The organism is Flavobacterium soli DSM 19725 (genome assembly GCF_000422705.1).
Taxonomy (GTDB): domain Bacteria; phylum Bacteroidota; class Bacteroidia; order Flavobacteriales; family Flavobacteriaceae; genus Flavobacterium; species Flavobacterium soli.
In genome coordinates this window covers 409,316-430,546 of record NZ_AUGO01000003.1, presented here as the reverse complement: position 1 = coordinate 430,546, position 21,231 = coordinate 409,316, and the positions used below count along the sequence as shown (strand labels likewise).

Annotated in this window: 16 protein-coding genes; 6 read left to right on the top strand and 10 right to left on the bottom strand. The window is 35.1% G+C overall.

What is annotated here, in order from left to right; genetic code table 11:
- Nucleotides 1–117 precede the first annotated feature (117 nt).
- Entirely contained in the window at nucleotides 118–1,116 is a 999-nt protein-coding gene (locus G508_RS0107275; protein ID WP_026704700.1) for a TlpA family protein disulfide reductase, read from the top strand.
- A gap of 212 nt (nucleotides 1,117–1,328) precedes the next feature.
- Nucleotides 1,329–1,673 (top strand): toxin-antitoxin system YwqK family antitoxin, encoded by a 345-nt coding sequence (locus tag G508_RS0107270; RefSeq protein ID WP_026704699.1) that lies wholly within the window; start codon nucleotides 1,329–1,331, stop codon nucleotides 1,671–1,673.
- Nucleotides 1,674–1,717: 44 nt separating this feature from the next.
- Here the strand turns inward: G508_RS0107270 and G508_RS0107265 are convergent, their stop codons facing one another.
- The 9 genes from G508_RS0107265 to G508_RS0107220 form a co-directional block, all read right to left on the bottom strand.
- Nucleotides 1,718–2,245, bottom strand: coding sequence for a hypothetical protein (locus G508_RS0107265; RefSeq protein ID WP_026704698.1), 528 nt, complete (start codon nucleotides 2,243–2,245; stop codon nucleotides 1,718–1,720).
- Nucleotides 2,246–2,323: 78 nt separating this feature from the next.
- Nucleotides 2,324–3,865 carry a PepSY-associated TM helix domain-containing protein gene (locus G508_RS0107260; RefSeq protein WP_026704697.1) on the bottom strand — a complete coding sequence of 514 codons (1,542 nt, stop codon included), beginning with the start codon at nucleotides 3,863–3,865 and terminating at the stop codon, nucleotides 2,324–2,326.
- A gap of 2 nt (nucleotides 3,866–3,867) precedes the next feature.
- Nucleotides 3,868–4,170, bottom strand: coding sequence for a hypothetical protein (locus G508_RS0107255; RefSeq protein WP_026704696.1), 303 nt, complete (start codon nucleotides 4,168–4,170; stop codon nucleotides 3,868–3,870).
- 457 nt (nucleotides 4,171–4,627) lie between these two features.
- Nucleotides 4,628–5,359, bottom strand: a complete 732-nt coding sequence (locus G508_RS0107245) for a DUF4198 domain-containing protein (RefSeq protein WP_026704694.1) — start codon at nucleotides 5,357–5,359, stop codon at nucleotides 4,628–4,630.
- Between the two features lie 61 nt (nucleotides 5,360–5,420).
- Nucleotides 5,421–7,856, bottom strand: coding sequence for a TonB-dependent receptor (locus tag G508_RS0107240; RefSeq protein WP_035694330.1), 2,436 nt, complete (start codon nucleotides 7,854–7,856; stop codon nucleotides 5,421–5,423).
- Nucleotides 7,857–8,149: 293 nt separating this feature from the next.
- Nucleotides 8,150–11,626, bottom strand: a complete 3,477-nt coding sequence (locus G508_RS0107235) for an efflux RND transporter permease subunit (RefSeq protein ID WP_026704692.1) — start codon at nucleotides 11,624–11,626, stop codon at nucleotides 8,150–8,152.
- A 27-nt stretch (nucleotides 11,627–11,653) separates the two neighbouring features.
- A complete protein-coding gene (locus G508_RS0107230; RefSeq protein ID WP_026704691.1) occupies nucleotides 11,654–12,793 on the bottom strand; it encodes an efflux RND transporter periplasmic adaptor subunit in 1,140 nt (379 codons plus the stop codon).
- 12 nt (nucleotides 12,794–12,805) lie between these two features.
- Complete coding sequence (locus G508_RS0107225) at nucleotides 12,806–14,146, bottom strand: TolC family protein (RefSeq protein WP_026704690.1); 1,341 nt, start codon at nucleotides 14,144–14,146, stop codon at nucleotides 12,806–12,808.
- Between the two features lie 85 nt (nucleotides 14,147–14,231).
- Nucleotides 14,232–14,828 carry a TetR/AcrR family transcriptional regulator gene (locus G508_RS0107220; RefSeq protein ID WP_026704689.1) on the bottom strand — a complete coding sequence of 199 codons (597 nt, stop codon included), beginning with the start codon at nucleotides 14,826–14,828 and terminating at the stop codon, nucleotides 14,232–14,234.
- Nucleotides 14,829–15,011: 183 nt separating this feature from the next.
- Here G508_RS0107220 and G508_RS0107215 point away from each other — a divergent pair, with 183 nt between their 5' ends.
- Together G508_RS0107215 and G508_RS0107210 are read left to right on the top strand one after the other, a co-directional pair.
- Complete coding sequence (locus G508_RS0107215; RefSeq protein ID WP_026704688.1) at nucleotides 15,012–15,986, top strand: polyprenyl synthetase family protein; 975 nt, start codon at nucleotides 15,012–15,014, stop codon at nucleotides 15,984–15,986.
- A 15-nt stretch (nucleotides 15,987–16,001) separates the two neighbouring features.
- A complete protein-coding gene (locus tag G508_RS0107210) occupies nucleotides 16,002–16,355 on the top strand; it encodes a hypothetical protein (protein WP_026704687.1) in 354 nt (117 codons plus the stop codon).
- On the opposite strand, the gene G508_RS0107205 is transcribed toward G508_RS0107210, so the two are convergent.
- Entirely contained in the window at nucleotides 16,339–16,869 is a 531-nt protein-coding gene (locus G508_RS0107205; protein WP_026704686.1) for a hypothetical protein, read from the bottom strand. The two genes, G508_RS0107210 and G508_RS0107205, sit on opposite strands and share 17 nt — an antisense overlap.
- Before the next feature lie 115 nt (nucleotides 16,870–16,984).
- On the opposite strand from G508_RS0107205, the gene G508_RS0107200 reads away from it, so the two are divergent.
- Together G508_RS0107200 and odhB are read left to right on the top strand one after the other, a co-directional pair.
- Nucleotides 16,985–19,762, top strand: a complete 2,778-nt coding sequence (locus G508_RS0107200; RefSeq protein WP_026704685.1) for a 2-oxoglutarate dehydrogenase E1 component — start codon at nucleotides 16,985–16,987, stop codon at nucleotides 19,760–19,762.
- 81 nt (nucleotides 19,763–19,843) lie between these two features.
- Nucleotides 19,844–21,085, top strand: coding sequence for a 2-oxoglutarate dehydrogenase complex dihydrolipoyllysine-residue succinyltransferase (gene odhB, locus G508_RS0107195; RefSeq protein WP_026704684.1), 1,242 nt, complete (start codon nucleotides 19,844–19,846; stop codon nucleotides 21,083–21,085).
- The last annotated feature ends 146 nt before the right edge of the window (nucleotides 21,086–21,231 follow it).

Here is a 21,231-nt window from a genome sequence, read left to right as displayed (position 1 = left end):
AAAGTAAAAACAAAAATTAGAATTCTGCTGAAATCCACACAACTTAAATGTATTTTATTTACAGCAAATTAAATAAATAGGTATATTTGATTTATCAAAAATTAAAATAACCCCTTTATGAAAAAAATAGTTTTCGTTTTATGTGCAATGGCAATAGCAAACGTTGGTTTAGCTCAAAAGAAATATGCCACATTTGAAGCTAAAATCGAGAATAGAAACGGCGATAAAATCTATATTTTAGGTCCAAAAAAGTTCAAAAAAGAAATTGCAATCAATAAGGATGGCTTTTTCAAGGATACTTTGAAGGTTGTCGATGGCATGTATCGCTTCAACGATGGAGTAGAAGGAACCATGATTTATCTAAAAAACGGTTTCGATTTGAAGATGAAACTCAATGCAAAAGAATTTGATGAGACAATCGTTTATGAAGGAAAAGGTGCAAAGGAAAACAACTTCTTGGCACAAAACGCACTTTATGAAGAAGAGTTTGACTACGATTCGGCTTTGGCTGCAGACGAACCAACGTTCAAGAATATTTTGAACAAAAAGAAGCAGAGTGATTTGGCGTTGCTGGAAAAAGCTGCGTTAGAACCTGATTTTGTAGCCTTACACAAAAAAACAATCGAGCAAAATACTCAAGGTTTGCAAGAATATTATAATGAAAGCTTAGCCATACGAAAGTTAGACGGAACTCCAGCTCCATCATTCGAATATGAAAACCATAAAGGTGGAAAAACAAAATTGGAAGACCTGAGAGGTAAATTTGTTTATATCGATGTTTGGGCAACTTGGTGTGGGCCTTGTCGTGCCGAAATTCCATATCTTAAGGAAGTGGAAGAAAAATTCCACCACAAGAATATTGAATTTGTAAGCATCTCGATTGATGAAAAAAAAGATTATGAAAAATGGAAAGCATTTGTTACCGAAAAACAATTAGGCGGGATACAGCTTTTTGCAGATAACGATTGGAATTCAGAATTTGTGAAAGAACTTGGCATCACTGGAATTCCTAGATTTATTTTATTAGATCCAAAAGGATTTATCCTAAATGCAAATGCAGATCGACCTTCGTCTTCTAAATTAACTGCACTTTTAAGTGAGTTGTTACCAAAATAATCATATTTAAAGTACTAAAAGCCAATGTGTAAGCATTGGTTTTTTTATGCAAATCAAATTCTCAATGTTAAGTTTTCATCCAATGTTACTAAATTGTTAAGCGAAAGTTTTTTTAATGTAAATAAATTTATATATTTGTTAGACAATCTGAGCCAATCAGTTGTTACCCAACTCTAAAAAGATTTATTTAATAATAAAAAAATAGTAGCATTATGAAAAAGTATATGATTTTAGGAGCACTGTTATTCGCAGGAATTACTTTTGCTCAAAGCGAGCCTAAACATGAAGTTGTAGGAGATATCGTGAAATCAACCTATTATCACGAGAATGGACAAATTAGTCAGGAAGGTTTTTATAAAAACGGAAAAGTACATGGACAATGGGTTTCTTTCGACCAAAATGGTAAAAAGACAGCTATTGCAAACTATAATGAAGGTATTAAGACTGGAAAATGGATTTTCTGGACCGATAAAAATCTGAGTGAAGTAGATTACTCAGACAGTAGAGTAGCTTCGGTGAAAAACTGGAAAGAAGAAGCTGTTGTAAACAGAAACTAAAACAAACTAAACTACATCAAAGCTTTCGGAAACGGAAGCTTTTTTTATTTCTCCCTGCTTTCGATTTCCTTGAACGAAGCAATTATTTTGGTCATGTCTTTTGAAAACTGTTCTTTTCGGTTTTCCAAGGTCCAGGTTAAAACCTGATAAAAATTATTTTTACTTTCTAGATAAGCAAATTGGTAGTAAATGGCAATATTGTCGCTAGTATCAGACAGCGAAAACAATTTTGCTTTCAAACCATTTATAACCGTATCACGATCCTGATAAAACTTGGGATTTGTAAGATTGGATTGCAAACCATCCCTTAGAATTGCCTTATAAGTTTCTAGATTTACCGACTTTTGATCGGGAAATTCACTTTTTGGTTCCTCCAAAACAATCACATAAAATTCTCGTAACGGATTTTGATATTGCAAAGAAGCTCCTTCATTGAGAGTTGTTACTTCCGAAAGAAAATCAGGAAGTTCCACCGAATATTTGTTTTTGATTTTTATAGTTTGATATTCTGTTTTTGAATTGCAGGAAATGAATAAGATCATAATGAATTCTAATGCAAATAATTTTTTCATAGCGGTGAAATTTTACTGCAATATACTAAAATCAATTATAAAAAAAATGGCTCACCAATTGTGAACCATTTCAAGTTGTTATGACTTTTTCTTCAGAGACAAAGCTGTGTATAATGTTGCAGATGAAAGTAAAATCCATAGAACATCTATAAAAAATACTTGGAAGTGATTTTCTAAAAAGGCATCCCAAAACCATTTGCCACTCATAATTCCATTTGAAACAGGAACTAAGAAGCCTAAAATACTTCCAGAGAGCAAAGTATATTTGTTGGTGAAATAATTATTTTTCTTAATTATAAAGAAAATAATAAGGACAAGCCACGAAACGAAATAAACGCTATAAATTTCTGTCATGCTCAAAGGATAAAAAACCTTCGAAGCAATAAAGGCAAGTGCTGTAACGGGATACATGCTCAAGCAAATGGCAAGATAAATCGAAACAACACCTTCGTTGAATTTACGTTTCTTTTCGGGCATGTTCTTTTTGTCTCTTGCGGTAAGCCAAATCATGACGCCAGAAATGATTACGAAACAAGTGATTAGCCCTAGGATGAAGCTAATTATTTTTAAAAGATAACCGCCATAATCACCATAATGAATTCTGAATAAAACATTTTTAACTCCATCTAAATAACTGTTTTCAGTAACAGGGTCTTTCTTGGCAACGATTTTTCCATCGCTTACCTTGTAGATGATTTTTCCAATTCCGGTGAATTTCTTCTCATATGGCATTTCGCCTTCTATCAAAACGTGCATATTCTTATCGCCATAATTCTGAATCAAAACACGCGTGATTTCAAAATCTTCCCATGTGTTTTTGGTTTTCAAAACCAATTCATCGATGTCGATAGGAGTTGTTAATGCGGTTTTTTCATAATCGAAAATGGGGTCAATGTATTCCAAATCTGCATACAATTTATTTTCATCTCCTTGGTAAAGGGCTATGACGCTTGGGGCAACGATAAATATTTTTATCATAAAAAAAGCACCCGTAATGGCATAAACAAATTGAAAAGGCAATCCGATAAGGCCTAACGAAGTATGTGCATCCGTCCATAATGTTTTTAGTTTTTCTTTTGGTCGGAAGATGTAGAAGTTGGAAACTATTTTTTTCCAATGCAATAAAACACCAGTTATGATGGCGAATAAGAAAAACAAGGCCACGAATCCAGAAAGGTAATAGCCTAAAGGATAAGGAACCTGGGCCAAGAAATGCAATCGGTATAAAAATTCTCCTAATGAATAGGAACCTTCGTAGGTTGAGGTTTGAAACGTTTTCGTATCAAGGTAAAAAAACTGTCCTTCTCGTGCTTTTTTATCTACCAAAGAATCTTTTGTTCCTGCCAAAAACACATTCACTCTTCTTTCGGCATGAGGTTGAGACAAGGTAATGGAACGTCCCTTGAGGATATATTTTTTATCTAATGTATCTAAAGCGGTCTTGTAATCAAGCTGGATTTCTTTTGAAATAGCAGTAGATTCGTTTCGTTCCCAATTGATAATTTCATCTCTAAAAAAGGAAAATGATCCTGCAAAAAAGATGACATACAAAACCACACTTATCACAATTCCACTAACGGTATGGGTATGAAAATAAATATTATAATTCCGGTTACTCATAATTATTTGATAATGGGATTATAGATTTGTCCTGCATAAATAAGCAAAGAAAATACAAGCGAAAGAAGTAGATAAATTCCCCAAATTTTCCAGCCATTTTTTGCCAAGAATGCCACAACCATCAATGCCACCCAAACTATAAATCCTGAAAAAGCCATTGTGATCAAAACATTTACATGGTTGAACCAAGAAGCCAAAGCCAGATGAAACGTTGCCGAAACAAAATAACCGCCTAGAATTGCAGCCGATATTTTAGCAAAACGTTGCCATTTGGATTGCGTTAAATATTTAGGATTTGCTGGCATAAGTTGGTGCTATAGTTTTTTATGAATAGTAGAATTCCAAGATTGTTGCAATACAAAATGTTGCGATAAGGAAAAGGCTGTTTACTTTTTTTAATGGTTTCAGGATGATAATCAAACTGCAAAATGTCATTAAAATAATGAAAAACAATAGGGTTGCTGCAAATATAGATTTAAAAAAAAGCAAAATAATATAAGCAAATATAAGTAACCCATATCCGATTATTTTTGTTGGTTTCGAGTTTTTATGCATCCATTTTTCTAGCCCGGAATTATAATATAATGTTGCTTTTTTAGACGTATAGTATAAAAAATACAAGGCTAAAAATAGTAAAGCACAGATTATTGTTATCATCTGGATTCGTTTAGGATTTGCTGTTAAAACCATAAGCCTGGAAAATTCCCGAGCTTTGATGAATTGGTTTACAATCTATTTTCTTTGGAAACAATTTCTCAATTATTAGTTTAAGATAATAGGATAGGTGGCACTATGGAAAATAAATTGATAGTCTTTTCCATTGTATTTCCCTGGAACTTCTTCTTTGTGAGTTGCTTCAATAATGTATTTTGTTTTAAATGGCAAAGTGAATTTTACTAAACCATTTGCATCGGTTGTAGCTTTTTGAGCGAATTTATCTTTTAAGAAAATATCAACTTCTTTGTCCTTTAATGGTTCGTTTTTGTACAAGATTTTCAAAGTAACTTCGTCGTTAAGCTTCAGATCTTTTTTTGTTACATCAACAATTGTAATTCCATCAGTATTTACTGCTGCAGTTTCTGTCGTTTTCCCTCCAACTTCTACTTTTGCAACACAGTGGTAATGAGTTTTGAAGATTCCGAAATTGTATTGGGTATAATCAATTACGTCAATTTCGTTGTTGTTTAAAACGATAGTATACGTTCCGTTGAATTTTGGAGTAAACGAAGTTTTGTAGAACAAATCGCCAGCTGTAACTTCCAATTTTGTTTTTTTGCCATTTGGAGCAACTGCCCAAACCGTAAATTTCTGAACCTTGTTGAAGGCTTCTTGGCCTACTTTTTCGGTTACACCATAAGAGTATTCTCCAAAAAATATTTTAACGTCTTGCTTCTGGTTTAATTTTCCAGTTGAATTGGTTTCAATCCATAAAAAATGTGCAAAGCTGCTGCTTGTGAAAAGAAGCGATAGGGCAATAAAAAGAATGTTTTTCATAATATGTAAATATATAAAAAACACCCTTTCATTATGAAAAGGTGTTTTTTGGTTTTAAATTTTAGAAGTTAAAAGTAGCTCCTATAGAAAGTACTCTAGGTTTTTGAGGGCTGATAGTTGACCAACCTTTATAGTATTCTTCGTTTGTAAGATTGTCTAATTTCAAGGTAACCATATAATCATTTGAACCATAGAAAACCGAAGCGTTCAAAACTGTATATTCTGATACTGAAAATGCTCCTACAGTTCTGTTAAAGATTTTGTTTTCACTTGCGTGATTTCCTCCAAATCCTAATCCAAATCCTTGCAGTTTTCCTTCTTGGAATTTGTAAGTTGCCCAAAGGTTAGCCAAGTGTTTTGGTCCCGCACTTTCAGGTCGTTGTCCTTCAAATTCGTTTCCGTTTGCATTTTCAAGTTTGCTATCGTTCCAGCTGTATCCTGCAATAATGTTGAATCCAGGAATTGGGTTTGCAATAATACTAGCTTCAAAACCTTGGTTGGTTTGATCTCCTTCTTGAACATAAGTTTCAGGATCAATTTGAAGTACCGTGTTGCTAACTTTGATGTCATAGAAACTTAAAGACGCTGTGAATTTATCTTCCAATAAATTAAGTTTAGTTCCAAATTCAAATTGATTAGCCTGTTCTGGGTCAAATGTAAAAATGTTTCCTCCTGGGCTTGTTATTGGAGCTACATTGCTGAAACCGTTCATGTAATTAGCAAAAACAGAAAGTTTATTTAAGATTGGCTGATACACCACACCAAATTTTGGAGACAAAGCTGTTTGGTTATAGTCGTCTGCTGAAGTAGAAAGATTTCCTTGGTTCATAAAACGGTCTACTCTTAAACTTGCCATTGCAGATAAAGCTGGAGTAATATTCAATACATCCGAAGCATAGGCACTATAAACATCTTGTCTTGTTCTCGATGGGCTGATTGGTGAATTTGCAAGCAATGCATCTGTTCCAGCTTGTGTTAATACACCACTGTCATCAGTATAAGCTGCAGGATCCATAATTCCTAGAACACCTTCGTTGAATTGCTGTAAGTTGTTTCCAATGTAAACAAAACCATTTTGAACATAATTACTACCATTATTAATAACGTTGATATTAAAATAATCAACACCAACCACAATTCTATTTCTTAAATTTCCAAATTTAAAATCTCCGATGAAGTTTTGTTGGATATCAGTTCCAATACTTTCAGAGTTTTGTTTACTCATGTATCTTCCAAAAACAACACCCTCTGTAACAGGTGTGAATTGAGAAACCTCATATAGGTAAGAATAATAACCATCAGATTTTGATGAAGTTCTAGAAACTACAGTTTGAGATGTCCAATTGTCTGATAGTTTATAGTTCATTTGCCCTTGCAAGCTATAAGAAGGGGTTTCGATAAAAAGATCGTTTCCAGTGTAGGAACGTTTGTTGTCATAACCTAATTCGTCTAAGTTTGTAACTCTCAATGGAGCTCCTCTGTCAACAAAAAGCATGGTTTGATTAGTGCTTTTTCCGTTGTAGAATTCAGTATTAATATTAAAAGATAATTTATCATTTGCTTTATACGATAATGAAGGAGCTATAAAAAACGATTTTCTAAAGCCTGCATCTTGAAAGCTGTTTTCTGTATGATAAGCAGCATTGACTCTCATCGCTACTTTATTTTCTGTACCTAGTGGCGTGTTGATATCAGCAGTGAATCTGTTTAGTCCGTATGTTCCACCAACATAAGAAACATTTCCTCCGAAAGTATCGTAAGGTCTTTTTGTAGTAACATTAATCAAACCACCATAAGAAATCAAACTGCTTCCAAATAACGTTCCAGATGGACCTTTTATTACTTCTATTCTTTCGATATTTGCAGGATCTGGACTACCGTTTGTAAGGCTTGGAAGTCCATTTACCATTGTAGGTTGTACTGCAAATCCGCGAAGTGAAAAATAACCAGCACCATCACCACCACGTCCTGTTGATTCCCAAAGTTTGTCGATTCCAGGTGCATTTTTCAAGGCATCATCAAAGTTTGTAATTACTTGTTCTTTCAAAAGCTCGCTTGAAATAGTATTGTAAACCTGAGGATTTTCAATATCTTTTAAAGGCATTTTTGAAACTATGGCACTTTCTTTTCTACCGTATGGATTTGTTTTTACTCCATTTACAGTTACTTCGCTTAGCTGTTCTGAATTGGTTGAAATTGTAAAATTCTCAATAATTTCATCACCAGAGTTCAATGTAATGGCTTTCTCTTTTGAAGAAAAACCAACAGCAGAAACCTTGATTACATAGCTTCCAGGTTTCAAATTCTTAATTTCATAGTTTCCGTTAGCATCAGTAACAGTACCAATTTTTGTTCCTTTGATAATTACAGAAATATTATCTGCATCAGCATTGTCGGATAAGTTGATTTTTCCTTTGACTGAAGCTGTTTGCTGGCTCCACGAAGTCGAGAAAATGAATAGAAAGCAAATGCTCATCAGGGTATTTAATATTTTCATTTTTATTTAGAATAATTATTAATAGGGCAAAGATAGAGAGCAAAAGCATGCTACACAAATTATCTTTAATTATTCTAAATAAAAAAACAAAACAGTTCTATTTTTTTATTTTTGTTTTGTTTTTAGCAGATAAAAAATAATATATTTTGTTTTTCTATTAAAAGTCAGACGAATTTTAGATTCTAAAATAAATTATTTCGAGTATACAAATAATTATAGCTTAGGATTTTGAGATGTAGTATTATTAAAAAAAATAAGCCCCGATAAAAACTATCAGGGCTTTAATTATTTTACTATTCTTTAATAGTATCTATTTCCATTCTTTTATTCTTTCGGTCTCTTAACCAATATTTGGTTCTTTTCACTAGGAAGAACATTACCGGAACCATAACCAACGTTAGGATGGTTGCATAAGTCAATCCAAAAATGATGGTCCAAGCCAAAGGTCCCCAAAATATTACGTTATCACCACCAATGTATAAGTGCGGATTCAAATCAGTAATTAATCCGAAGAAGTCAAAGTTTAAACCAATTGCTAACGGAATTAAACCTAAAACGGCAGTTAGAGCAGTTAACAATACCGGCCTTAAACGGTTTTTACCACTTTCAATAATAATTTCTTTGATTTCATCAATCGTTAAATCATCATGACTGTCGACGTTTTTCTCTCTCACTTTTTCGTCAAGAAGCAAGACGAAGAAATCCATCAATACAATACCATTTTTAACCACAATACCGGCAAGGGAGATGATTCCCATCATCGTCATCAAGATTACGAAATCCATATTGGCGATAACATAACCGTAGAACACGCCACTAAAACTCAGTAACACTGTGAACAGGATGACAACCGTTTTTGAAATCGAGTTAAACTGTAACACAATGATGATGGTAATTCCTGCCATTGCTAAGAATAAAGCATAGAGCAAGAAACTTTGGTTTTTTCCTTGTTCTTCTTGAACTCCAGAGAATGAATAGGTAATTCCTTTTGGCAATTCATAGCCTTTTAATTCGGCTTCAATTTGCTTGGTAATTTCATCTGCATTATAACCTGTAATCACGTTCGAATAAACGGTCATGATACGTTTGTAATTCTTTCTTTTGATTTGGTTATAAGTAGTAGTTTTTTGCGTTTCAGAAACTGCCGAGATAGGCACTTGTACGATCTGTCCGTTGTTTTGATTTCTAAAAGTCAATGATTGATTGAACAAAATGTTCTCATTTTTTCGTTGGTCTTCTTGCATTCTCACAATGATGTTATAATCGTCATCACCTTCTTTATAGGTAGAAATTTCTTGACCATAAACAGAACGACGGAGGTTAAATCCTAATTGACCTGTTGAAACTCCAACACTTCCGGCATTTACACGATCAACAAGAACTTCTAATTCTGGGCTCTGTTTGTTTACATCGACACTCAGTTTTTCAATACCAGGAATATTTTTAGCATTGATAAAGGCAATCATTTTATTCGCCTCATTAATCATTTGGTCATAGTCAGATCCTGTTAATTGAACACTAATAGGATATCCGGCTGGCGGACCATTTGCATCTTTTTCAACTGTTACAGTTGCACCTGCAATACCTTTTACTTTTCCTCTAATTTCTTCTAAAATATCAGAAGTATCTACTCCTCTTCGAAGTTTGAATTCAGTGAAACTAACCGTTACTTTTCCTTTAAAAGGGGTTTCAGAAGCTGAACCAGCATCCACATTTGGATTTCCAGCTCCAACACCCACTTGCGAAACGATACTTTCGGCGATGTAGTTTTCGTTAGTTGTTTTATCTACATATTTTTCTAAAATATCGATGACTTGTTTTTCTACAAATAAAGTGGCTTCATTGGTTTTTTTGATATCGGTTCCTTGTGGATATTCGATATAAACGATAGCTTGATTCGGAATATTATCTGGGAAAAATAATACTTTTCTTGGGAAAATTCCAAGCAAAATAAAGGATAAGAATAGCATTCCAATAATGCCCACTAAAGCGAACCAAGCATTTCTTCCCGTCAATATTTTAGTTAAAAAACGTTTGTATCGTTCTTCCATTTTAGGGAAAAATCCATGTTGGAAATCTTGTGTCCATTTGTATAATTTCCATTTGTATAACCACATTAATCCTAATGAAATCAATGCCAAATGTCCAATTCCTCTAGCGGCTTTTGAGTCGTTCACGTTACCGATGATGACAAAAATAATTGCTATTGCTCCAAAAATGATAGAATACATCTTGGCTGATTTTTTGGTCACATTTCGATCTTCAATATCCATCGAACCACCCGTCATTGCGGCATTAATAATCATGGCCACAAACAGAGAAGCTCCAAGTGTTACCGAAAGGGTTACTGGAAAATAGATCATGAATTTACCCATGGTTCCAGGCCAAAGAGCAAACGGTAGAAAGGCCATCAGGGTTGTTGCTGTTGATGAAATTACTGGCCAAGCAATTTCGCCAATACCAATTTTTGAAGCTTGAATACGCGACATTCCTTTTTGCATATTGGCAAATACGTTGTCGACAACTACAATTCCGTCATCCACAAGCATTCCAAGTCCCATTACCAATCCGAACAAAACCATCGTGTTCAAAGTCATTCCAAAAGCCGAAAGAATACTAAAGGCCATCAACATCGATAACGGAATTGCAGCTCCAACAAACAATGAATTTCGCAATCCCATTGTAAACATCAACACGATCATTACCAAGATAATACCGAAGATAATGTGGTTTGATAATTCATCAACCTGATGTTCTACACGAGAAGATTGGTCATTGGTCAAATCGATTTTTAAATCTTTTGGCAAATAACTTTCTTGTGCCAACTCGATTTTTTCTTTTACTTGCTCAATGGCAGAAATCATGTTTTGGCCTGAACGTTTCTTTACGTTTAGCATCACCACTTCTTTCCCTTTTTCACGGGCATACGTAGTTTTTTCTTTTTCTTTAAACGAAACTGTGGCAATGTCTTTCAAGTAAACCGTTCCGCCAAAAGACTTTACAATTACATCTTCTAACTCTTTTGGATCCTTAATTTCTCCAACGATTCTAATGTTGTTTCGTGAACCTTGTGACGTTAAATTTCCACCCGAAAGGGTCATGTTCTCATATTTAACGGCATTTTGAATATCGTCAAAAGAAACTTGTGCCGCAGTCATTTTGAACATGTCAACTGCAATTTCCACTTCTTTATCATCAACACCCAAAATGTCAACTTGCTTCACTTCGGGAATTTCCTCGATGTCGTCTTCAAGTCGTTCGCCGTATTTTTTAAGTTGCTGGGTTGTGTAATTCCCTTTTAAATTGATATTCAAAATTGGCACTTCTTCGGAAATGTTTAAGTCAAAAACGCTTGGTTCTACTTTACTTCCGTTGTCAAGATTAGGCCAATCGGTATCGGCTTTTACGACGTCAACTTTGTCTTTAATTTTTACTTTTGCCTGTTCAACCGTTACATTATCTGAAAATTCGGCTATGATCATTCCATAATCCTGAAATGCACTGGCTGTAATTTTTTCAATTCCGCTGATGTTTTTAAACTCTTTTTCAAGTGGTTTAAGGATCAATTTCTCGACATCTTCAGCTGAATTTCCAGGGAAAACGGATGAGATGTAGATTTTATTTTCGATGATTTCTGGGAAATCTTCACGTGGCATGGTGATATAGGCAATCAAGCCCGTAACCACAATAAGAAAGGTGAAGATATAAACAGTAACTCTGTTATCTACAGCCCAACTCGATATACCGAATTCTTTATTTTGATGACTCATTTAATTTTAGGTTTTAGATTTCGGAGATTAGAAATTTAGTTTCATTCCTTCTGAAATAGTGTTTACACCATCAGTTACAATCACATCATTTGCTGATAAACCGCTTAAAATTTCGGTTACATTGTCTGATGATTTTCCAGTTTTTACCACCACTTTTTTAGCTTTTCCTGTTTTGCCATTACTTCCCTCAACAACAAAAACGAATTTGTCGTGGTTAGCATCTTCTTGAATAATCCCTGTTGGAACTACAAGTGCATTCTTACTAACATAATCAATGATTTTTAGCTTAGCAACTTGGTTAGGTCTTAACAGGTTTTCAGGATTTGGAACACTCACTTCAATTCCGAAACTTCTATTGTTAGGGTTGATAAAGCTTCCAATTTGACGCACTTTTCCTTTGTAGGTTTTACCCAAAGAAGTTAAAAATACATCCACATTGTCGCCTACTTTTAGTTTTCCAATGTAGCTTTCAGGAATGGTAGTTGAAACATACATATTGCCTAGATTCACAATTCGCATCAAACCTTGTGCACTTGGAGCTACAACTTCTCCTTTTTCTACAAATACTTCATCAATTGTTCCCGAGAATGGGGCACGAATAACGGTTTTCGATAATTGTGCTTTGAGTTGCGAAACTGTCTTTTGAGCCGAAACCATCTGGGCTTGAGCTTGAAGAAACTGAATTTCAGAACCAATTTTTTTGTCCCAAAGATTTTTTTGCCTGTCATAAGTGGTTTTAGCCAATTGGTATTGATTTTCGGCACTTGCCAATTGTTGGCTCATTCCGGCATCATCAACACGACCCAAAATTTGACCTTTTGAAACCCTTTGTCCAGCTTTAACGGTCAAAGAAGTCAAAGTTCCGCTGTATTCTGGTTGGATTAAGATGTTTTCTTTCGTGTCAATACTTCCTTGAACTTCAAGATAGTGATTGAAAACAGTGTCTTTTACTGTAGTTATTCCCACTAAAGCTTCTTCAATTTTTACATCCAAAGTAGCCAAAGCTTCTTCGATAGTCGCTATTTCAGCTTGCAAAGCTACTTTTTTGGCTTGAAGCCCTTTTACATCTTTAGAACTAACTAGTTTATCGATTGATTGTTCTTTTTCACTTTTTCCACAAGAAAAAAGAAGTAGAGAAAAAACGGTTATTATTAGGATTTTTTTCATGAGTATGTAGGGTTAGTTTTTGTTTATAATTTTTTCTAAAGCTGCTTTAGAGTTAATGATGTTTACCATCGACTGCAAGTAATTTTGTTGAGCTGAATACAACTGTCTTTGTGCTTCGCTAAAATCGAAACTAGAGGATAGACCTTCCGTAAACTTCACTTGTTGTTTTCTTTCGATACGTTCTGCAAGATTCAAATTGCTTTTTGCAGTAGCAAATTCTTCAATGCTAAATTCAAATTCGCTTTTGGCACGTTCGTATTGAAGTTGTAATTGTTGTTCCGTTTCGGTCAGCTGAATTTTGGCTTGATCTAAAGCAATTTTAGCTTGTTGTGTTTTAGCTTGTCTTCCAAAACTGCTAAATATGGGTATGTTTAAGCTTAATCCCAAATTTGAATAATTCAACCATCTTTGGTTTTGAGATAAGAAGGCAAATTGATCATTAAAAGCATTATAACCGAAGTTCACATTTGCTGCTAATGACGGAAGTGCTTTACTTTTTTCTAATTTTAGTTCAAGGGTTCGCTGTTCTTCAAAGTTTTGGGCCATTAGATAATCGATGTTGTTGTTCACTGAAAATTCATTGGAACCAAAAGCGATATCCAAATTAGCTACTGACAAATCGTCTAATTTATCAGTCAATTTCAACTCAGTATCAAGTGAAATACCTAAGGTGAATTTCAGCATTTTTGTAGCCACATCTAGCAATCGCTTGGTGTTGTTTAAATTGCTGTTGATTGTAGCCAAGGTAATTTGAAGCTGTTCTACATTTTCCTCTTCAATCAAACCGTTTTTATAGGTTTCCTCCGTATCATAAAGTGTTTTTGATAATGTTGCTTTGTTTTTTTCAAGAATAGCAATACTTTCTTCAGCTAACAATACATTTCCATAGGCATTAATGACCATTTCCCTAATTTCGGTATTGGTTTTTTGCTTGGCGTTTTCATAATACTTCAAATAGGTTTTCGAAGCCTGAAGTGCCACTATATAGGAACCATCAAAAATTAGCTGGCTCAATCTTCCGTTGGCCACCACATTGTGACGTGTTCCAAAGGCAACTTCTGCAAATTCACCAGGATTACCACCAAAAAATTCGGCAGGAACGACTGATTTTTGCAGTTCAAAGTTGTTTTGATAATCAATACTTGCGTTTATTTGAGGCAAACCAGCGGCAGTAGTTTCCCACTTCTTTTGTTTGGCAACATCGATATCCTTTGCAGCTTTAATGGAGGAATAATTATGCTCAATAGCATGATCAATCGCCTGCTGCAAACTAAACGAATAGTTTTGATTTTGTTCTTGAGCTTGCAAGACACTCACAAGCAAGAGAAAGGTTAGTAAAAATTTGTTTTTCATTGATGATTTATAGATTAGATTTAAACAATTGATTTTCAAGTTCAGTGATTTCATTTGATATGGTGATGGAACAGGACCACTAATTTTATTTGCAAAAAAGTGTATCCATTATAATTTGCTTTCTGTCGTTCAGGATTCTCTCATAATCTTCATCGGTCAATCGCATACTTTTTTGAAAAAGCGGTCGCATTGCTACAGGAAAAGAGATTAACGAAATCATGTTGATAATGAATTGAATCGGTTCCATTTTTCGGATGAGCCCTTCTTCCATGGCTACTTCAAATTCTTCGTAGAATTTTTTCAGCATTCGATCCATTCCTTCTTCATCCTTGAAATAGCAACCTTGGTTAAATTGGGTTACCATATACAATTCCATATAAGGATATTCTTTGGCCATAATAAAAGATTCGTCTATAAATTCTTCGATTTTAGCCTTGAAAGGAAGTTCAGAAAAAATAATCGACTCGGTTCTTTTTTGCTCATAAATTTGGGCATCTGTAAAAACCAAATCAAATAATTTATCTCTTGAACGGAAATAATAATTGATTAGGGTTCGGTTTACTCCAGCGGCATCAGCAATTTCCTGAGTGGTAGCGTTAAATTTACCTTCTCCAAAGAATAATCTTTTGGCGGTATTTTTAATGTGTACTTCAGTTGCTTCGTCTTTTCTATCTGTTGACATTTTTATTTAACTATAATATTTAACAAAATTGTTAACGCAAAACTACATAACATTTTTGTTTAACAAATTTGTCAAATACTGATTTAACTATTTTTTAACATAAATCGGTTTCGTGATTATCTTTCAAAATTTTTGGTTTTGTAATGCGATTTGAATACTGTATTTTAGCCAAAAATTACCCTTATGCACTCCATTTACCAGTATCAGGAATATATTTCGGCTTATTTAGAAGAACAAACTATCATTAAAGAGCCAAAAAATCTTTACGAACCAATCGATTATATTTTGGCATTAGGTGGCAAGCGAATTCGCCCAATCCTAACTTTAATGACTGCTGAAATTTTTGGTGACGACTATAAAAAAGCCCTTCCAGCAGCTTTGGCGGTTGAGGTTTTTCATAATTTTTCTTTGGTTCACGATGATATTATGGATGATGCACCTTTGAGAAGAGGTAAGGAAACCGTTCATGAAAAATGGAATCTAAACACTGGAATTCTCTCGGGTGATGCCATGCTGATTTTGGCCTATCAATATTTTGAGCAATATGAGCCAAAGGTTTTTAGAGATTTGGCAAAATTGTTCAGCAAGACGGCAATAGAGGTTTGCGAAGGACAGCAATGGGATGTAGATTTTGAGAATAGGGAAGATGTTACCATTCCGGAATACTTAAAAATGATTCAATATAAAACGGCTGTTCTAGTTGCTGCAGCCATGAAAATGGGTGCCATTATAGCCGAAACTTCTGAAGAAAATTGTAATTTGATTTATGATTTCGGACTTAATCTAGGTCTGGCATTTCAGTTGCAGGACGATTATCTGGATGCTTTTGGGGATCCTGAAACCTTCGGGAAACAAGTGGGTGGCGATATTATCGAAAATAAAAAAACCTATTTGTATTTGAAAGCTCAAGAGTTTGCAAATGCAACCCAAAAAGAAGAACTGATGCATCTTTTTTCTATTCATCCTCAAGATAATACCGAAAAAATCAATTCAGTAAAAGAAATCTTCAACGCTACTGGAGCTTCTGAAGTTACAAAAAAAGCCATTCAGGAATTTACCCTGAAGGCTTTTGATACTTTACAAAAAATAAACATCGACAACGAGAAAAAAGATATTTTGAAGTCGTTTGGCGAAAATTTGATGGGAAGGAAAGTATAAGCCAAATCATTTAAGATGACATTCATTGCACCAAAATCTACCGATTTATTACTTTCCGAAGCCGAAAGCGAAAGTTTGTACCTCAAATTAATCGAACAAATCAATAAGGATTTCAATTTGGCCAATGAAGCAATCGATTTTCCATCAAGCACAAAACCGCATGAATTGAAAGTGCAATTGCACGAGAAAATCTATCGATTGATTCAATATAAATTTGCCGAATATCTCAATCTGCTTTACATCGTTGATGTAGCCGAAGATCAGATTAAAAAACTCGACGGCTCGGATCTGGTTGAATTATCTGAACAAGTTTCTTTTTTGATTTTAAAAAGGGAATGGCAGAAGGTGTGGTTTAGAAATAAATTCTAACAAACGGCATAAACGCATCATTATAAACATTCTTGTCCTCATCGTGTAGAACATTATAGCGAACACCAATCGTTATGTTTTCTGCTCGATAACCCGCCCCTAAAAATAAAGCCGTATTCCAGAAGTTGTCTTTAAAATCATCTTCATACGTCACATTTACACGAACTTGCTCCAATTCTGCAGATAGCTGTATTTCATTTATAGGATTAAATAATCCTACCAAGCTTGCTCCATAAATATAAGATTCAAAATTATTTCGAACCTTTACATAACTTCCTTGTAATCCCAATCCAGCCGAAAAATATTCGTTAAAATCATAAACGGCACTTGGAGCAACCATAATATCTGAATAGCCAGAACCAATACTCAAACCCAACCCACCACCATACCGAACTCTGCTCCAAAAATCACCTTGATCTAAATGGTTGTTTTGAGCATAAGAAAAAGCAGAAAATAAGGTAAAAATAACAATAATTGCATTTTTTGTCAATTTGTTGAAAATGAATAATTGCATAGTCCAATTTTATGATAAGTTTAAGTCATAAATGTATAAAATAATTACTAGATTGTTCCAATTATCGTACTTTTGCAAAAATATTTTTAACAAATTAGGACATTCAACAAATATTATGGATAGGTTTTCCTTTTTAAACGCAGCTCACACAGAGTTTTTTGCCGAATTATACGACCAATACCTAGTAAATCCTGACAGCATTGAGCCAAGCTGGAGAAGTTTCTTCCAAGGATTCGATTTTGGTACAGCAACCTATAACGATGAAAGTCCCGCAGTGCAAATGGCGACGGCTGTCGCTGAAGGTCAAGACTGTTCTGTAGTTTCGGATAAACTTCAAAAAGAGTTTAATGTTTTAAAATTGATCGATGCTTATAGAACACGAGGGCATTTGTTTACGAGAACAAATCCGGTTCGTGATAGAAGAATATACAGCCCAAATCTGGATTTGGAAAATTTCGGACTTTCAAAAGCCGATTTGAATGTGGTTTTTGATGCCGCAAAAGCTATAAAAATTGCACCTTGTACGTTACAGGAAATTTTAGGCCATCTGGATAAGATTTACTGTCAGTCTATTGGTGTTGAATATATGTACATCCGTAAGCCTGAAGTAATCCAATGGATTCAGGACAAAATCGGGTACAACGATAACATTCCAAAGTTTTCTGCTGAAGAAAAAAAGAACATCCTTGGAAAATTAAACGAGGCCGTTTCTTTCGAAAACTTCTTGCATACCAAATATGTGGGTCAAAAACGTTTCTCACTTGAAGGTGGAGAATCTTTAATTCCAGGTCTTGATGCCTTGATTGATGCCGCTGCCGAAAAAGGAGTGGAGCAATTTGTAATGGGAATGGCACACCGTGGTCGTTTGAACGTTTTGGCCAATATCTTCGGAAAAAACACCCAAGACATCTTCTCTGAATTTGATGGAAAAGATTATGATGATGACGCCCTTTTTGATGGTGACGTGAAGTACCACTTGGGATTGACATCTGACAGAAAAACAAAAACTGGAAAAAGTATTAACATCAATTTAGCACCAAACCCTTCTCACTTGGAGACGGTTGGAGCTGTAATTGAAGGAATCACACGTGCAAAACAAGACCGTTATTTTCCGGAAGATGCCTCAAAAGTATTGCCAATTGCACTTCACGGAGATGCAGCTGTTGCCGGACAAGGTATTGTGTATGAAATTGTTCAGATGGCACAATTGGACGGTTACAAGACAGGTGGTACCATCCACATTGTAATCAACAACCAAGTTGGATTTACGACAAACTATCTTGATGCTCGTTCTTCTACATATTGTACTGATATCGCAAAAGTAACTTTATCACCTGTTTTACACGTAAACGCTGATGATACAGAAGCCGTTGTTCACGCAATGCTTTTTGCTTTGGATTACAGAATGCAATTCGGAAGCGACGTTTTCATCGATTTATTAGGATACAGAAAATATGGTCATAACGAAGGTGATGAGCCTCGTTTCACCCAACCAAAATTATACAAGCTTCTAGCAAAACATAAAAATCCAAGAGATATTTATGCTGAAAAATTATTGGCAGATGGTATCATTGATGCAACTTATGTAAAAGGTTTAGAAGATAAATATAAAGCAATTCTTGAGGAAAACCTTGAGGCTTCTCGTAAGAAAGACTTGACGGTTATCACTCCATTTATGCAAAACGAATGGGAAGGTTTCTATCAAGCAGATGCTGCGGAAATGCTACGAAAAGTAGACACAACTTTCCCAAAAGAAGGTTTGACGGAAATTGCTAAAGTAATTACCGAATTGCCGTCTGATAAAAAGTTCATCAGCAAGATACAGAAGTTAATCAATGACAGAAAGACCATGTTTTTCGAAAGTGATAAATTGGATTGGGCTATGGCTGAATTATTGGCTTACGGAAGTTTATTGACTGAAGGTTACGACGTTCGTATTTCAGGTCAGGATGTTGAAAGAGGAACGTTCTCGCACCGTCACGCTGTTGTAAAAGTAGAAGATTCTGAAGAAGAAGTAATCCTATTGCAACAATTAAAAAACCAAAAAGGTAAATTCAATATTTTCAATTCCTTGCTTTCTGAGTATGGAGTAGTAGGTTTTGATTATGGTTATGCTTTGGCAAGTCCGAAAACATTGACGATTTGGGAAGCACAATTTGGAGATTTCTCTAACGGAGCCCAAATTATGTTGGACCAATACATCTCTGCGGCAGAAGACAAATGGAACAACCAAAACGGTTTGGTAATGTTGTTGCCACACGGTTATGAAGGCCAAGGTGCTGAGCACTCTTCGGCAAGAATGGAGCGTTACCTGCAAATGTGTGCTAACGAAAATATGTATATCGCCGATTGTACAACACCAGCAAACTTCTACCACTTGTTGAGAAGACAGATGAAAACAACGTTTAGAAAACCTTTGATTGTGTTTACACCAAAGAGTTTATTGCGTCATCCATTGGTAGTTTCTTCTGTTGATGAATTTGCAACAGGAACATTCCAAGAAACGATTGATGACACTACGGTTGATAAAGAAGCAGTTAAGACATTGGTTTTCTGTACAGGTAAATTCTATTATGATTTATTGGCAGAAAGAGAAACCAACGGTAGAACAGATGTAGCATTGGTAAGAATCGAGCAATTGTTCCCATTGCCAATCGAGCAATTAAAAGAAATCATTGCTTCTTATCCGAATGCAGATGATTATGTTTGGGCTCAGGAAGAACCAAGAAACATGGGAGCTTACAGCTTTATGTTGATGAATTTTGACTTGGTTAAGCTAAGAGTCGCTTCGTTAAAAGCCTATAGTGCTCCAGCAGCAGGAAGTTATGCACGTTCTAAGAAACGTCACGCAGCAGCAATCGCAATGGTTTTTGATAAAAATTTATTTAATTAAAAATTAGTTTCAGGTTTAAGGTTTAAGGTTCCTATGTCAACTTTAAACTTTAAACAATACAAACCTTAAACAAAAGATAAGATGATTTTAGAAATGAAAGTTCCTTCACCAGGAGAATCCATCACAGAAGTTGAAATCGCAACTTGGTTAGTAAAAGATGGCGATTATGTAGAAAAAGACCAAGCTATTGCAGAAGTAGATTCTGATAAAGCAACCTTGGAATTGCCAGCTGAAGCAAGCGGAATCATTACGCTAAAAGCGGAAGAAGGTGATGCTGTAAAAGTAGGTCAAGTTGTTTGTCATATCGATACTGATGGTGCTAAACCAGCAGGTGATGCTCCAGCAAAAGAAGAGAAAAAAGAAGAAGCTCCTAAGGCTGAAGCGCCAAAGGTAGAAGAGAAGAAAGCAGAAGCTCCAAAAGCGGCTCCAGCACCAACTTCTTATGCTTCTGGAACGCCATCTCCAGCAGCTCGAAAAATATTAGACGAAAAAAATATTTCGGCTTCTGAAGTAAAAGGAACTGGAAAAGACGGTAGAGTAACTAAGGATGATGCTGTAAATGCAGTGCCTTCTATGGGAACGCCAACAGGTGGAAACCGTGGTTCAAACCGTACAAAATTATCAATGTTGCGTAGAAAAGTAGCAGAGCGTTTGGTTGCTGCTAAAAATGAAACAGCAATGTTAACTACTTTCAATGAAGTAAACATGACGCCAATCAACTTGGTGCGAAATGAATATAAAGATGCTTTCAAAGCGAAACACGCTGGTGTTGGTTTGGGATATATGTCTTTCTTCACAAAAGCGGTAACAAGAGCTTTGGAATTGTTCCCAGATGTGAACTCAATGATTGATGGTAACGAAAAAATCACTTATGATTTTGCTGATATCTCTATCGCAGTTTCTGGTCCAAAAGGATTAATGGTTCCTGTGGTAAGAAACGCTGAAAACTTGACGTTCCGTGGAATCGAAGCTGAAATCAAAAGATTAGCTATCAAAGCTCGTGACGGGCAAATCACGGTTGATGATATGACAGGTGGAACTTTTACCATCACAAACGGTGGTGTTTTCGGAAGTATGCTTTCTACACCAATCATCAATCCTCCACAATCTGGAATTTTGGGAATGCATAACATTATCGAGCGTCCGATTGCCGTTAACGGTAAAGTGGAAATTCATCCAATGATGTATGTGGCTCTTTCTTATGACCACAGAATCATTGATGGTCGTGAGTCGGTTGGTTTCCTTGTAGCAGTAAAAGAAGGATTGGAAAATCCTGTTGAATTGCTGATGAATGGTGATGCTAAAAAGGCATTGGAACTGTAAAAAATATATAAAAATTTTCACAATATAAAAATCCCAAATTCTAAAAGAGTTTGGGATTTTTGTTTAATATAATTTTAAGTTTAAATTTTAGTCATATAAAAATATGCAAAAAAGATAGTAGCTATTCTTAGAAAGAATTTTCGAAA

What these genes read in the sequence shown, in the direction of transcription:
- G508_RS0107275 (WP_026704700.1), top strand. Translation starts at nt 118, where the DNA reads ATGAAAAAAATAGTTTTCGTTTTATGTGCAATGGCAATAGCAAACGTT.
- G508_RS0107270 (WP_026704699.1), top strand. Translation starts at nt 1,329, where the DNA reads ATGAAAAAGTATATGATTTTAGGAGCACTGTTATTCGCAGGAATTACT.
- G508_RS0107265 (WP_026704698.1), bottom strand. Translation starts at nt 2,245, where the DNA reads ATGAAAAAATTATTTGCATTAGAATTCATTATGATCTTATTCATTTCC.
- G508_RS0107260 (WP_026704697.1), bottom strand. Translation starts at nt 3,865, where the DNA reads ATGAGTAACCGGAATTATAATATTTATTTTCATACCCATACCGTTAGT.
- G508_RS0107255 (WP_026704696.1), bottom strand. Translation starts at nt 4,170, where the DNA reads ATGCCAGCAAATCCTAAATATTTAACGCAATCCAAATGGCAACGTTTT.
- G508_RS0107245 (WP_026704694.1), bottom strand. Translation starts at nt 5,359, where the DNA reads ATGAAAAACATTCTTTTTATTGCCCTATCGCTTCTTTTCACAAGCAGC.
- G508_RS0107240 (WP_035694330.1), bottom strand. Translation starts at nt 7,856, where the DNA reads ATGAAAATATTAAATACCCTGATGAGCATTTGCTTTCTATTCATTTTC.
- G508_RS0107235 (WP_026704692.1), bottom strand. Translation starts at nt 11,626, where the DNA reads ATGAGTCATCAAAATAAAGAATTCGGTATATCGAGTTGGGCTGTAGAT.
- G508_RS0107230 (WP_026704691.1), bottom strand. Translation starts at nt 12,793, where the DNA reads ATGAAAAAAATCCTAATAATAACCGTTTTTTCTCTACTTCTTTTTTCT.
- G508_RS0107225 (WP_026704690.1), bottom strand. Translation starts at nt 14,146, where the DNA reads ATGAAAAACAAATTTTTACTAACCTTTCTCTTGCTTGTGAGTGTCTTG.
- G508_RS0107220 (WP_026704689.1), bottom strand. Translation starts at nt 14,828, where the DNA reads ATGTCAACAGATAGAAAAGACGAAGCAACTGAAGTACACATTAAAAAT.
- G508_RS0107215 (WP_026704688.1), top strand. Translation starts at nt 15,012, where the DNA reads ATGCACTCCATTTACCAGTATCAGGAATATATTTCGGCTTATTTAGAA.
- G508_RS0107210 (WP_026704687.1), top strand. Translation starts at nt 16,002, where the DNA reads ATGACATTCATTGCACCAAAATCTACCGATTTATTACTTTCCGAAGCC.
- G508_RS0107205 (WP_026704686.1), bottom strand. Translation starts at nt 16,869, where the DNA reads ATGCAATTATTCATTTTCAACAAATTGACAAAAAATGCAATTATTGTT.
- G508_RS0107200 (WP_026704685.1), top strand. Translation starts at nt 16,985, where the DNA reads ATGGATAGGTTTTCCTTTTTAAACGCAGCTCACACAGAGTTTTTTGCC.
- odhB (WP_026704684.1), top strand. Translation starts at nt 19,844, where the DNA reads ATGATTTTAGAAATGAAAGTTCCTTCACCAGGAGAATCCATCACAGAA.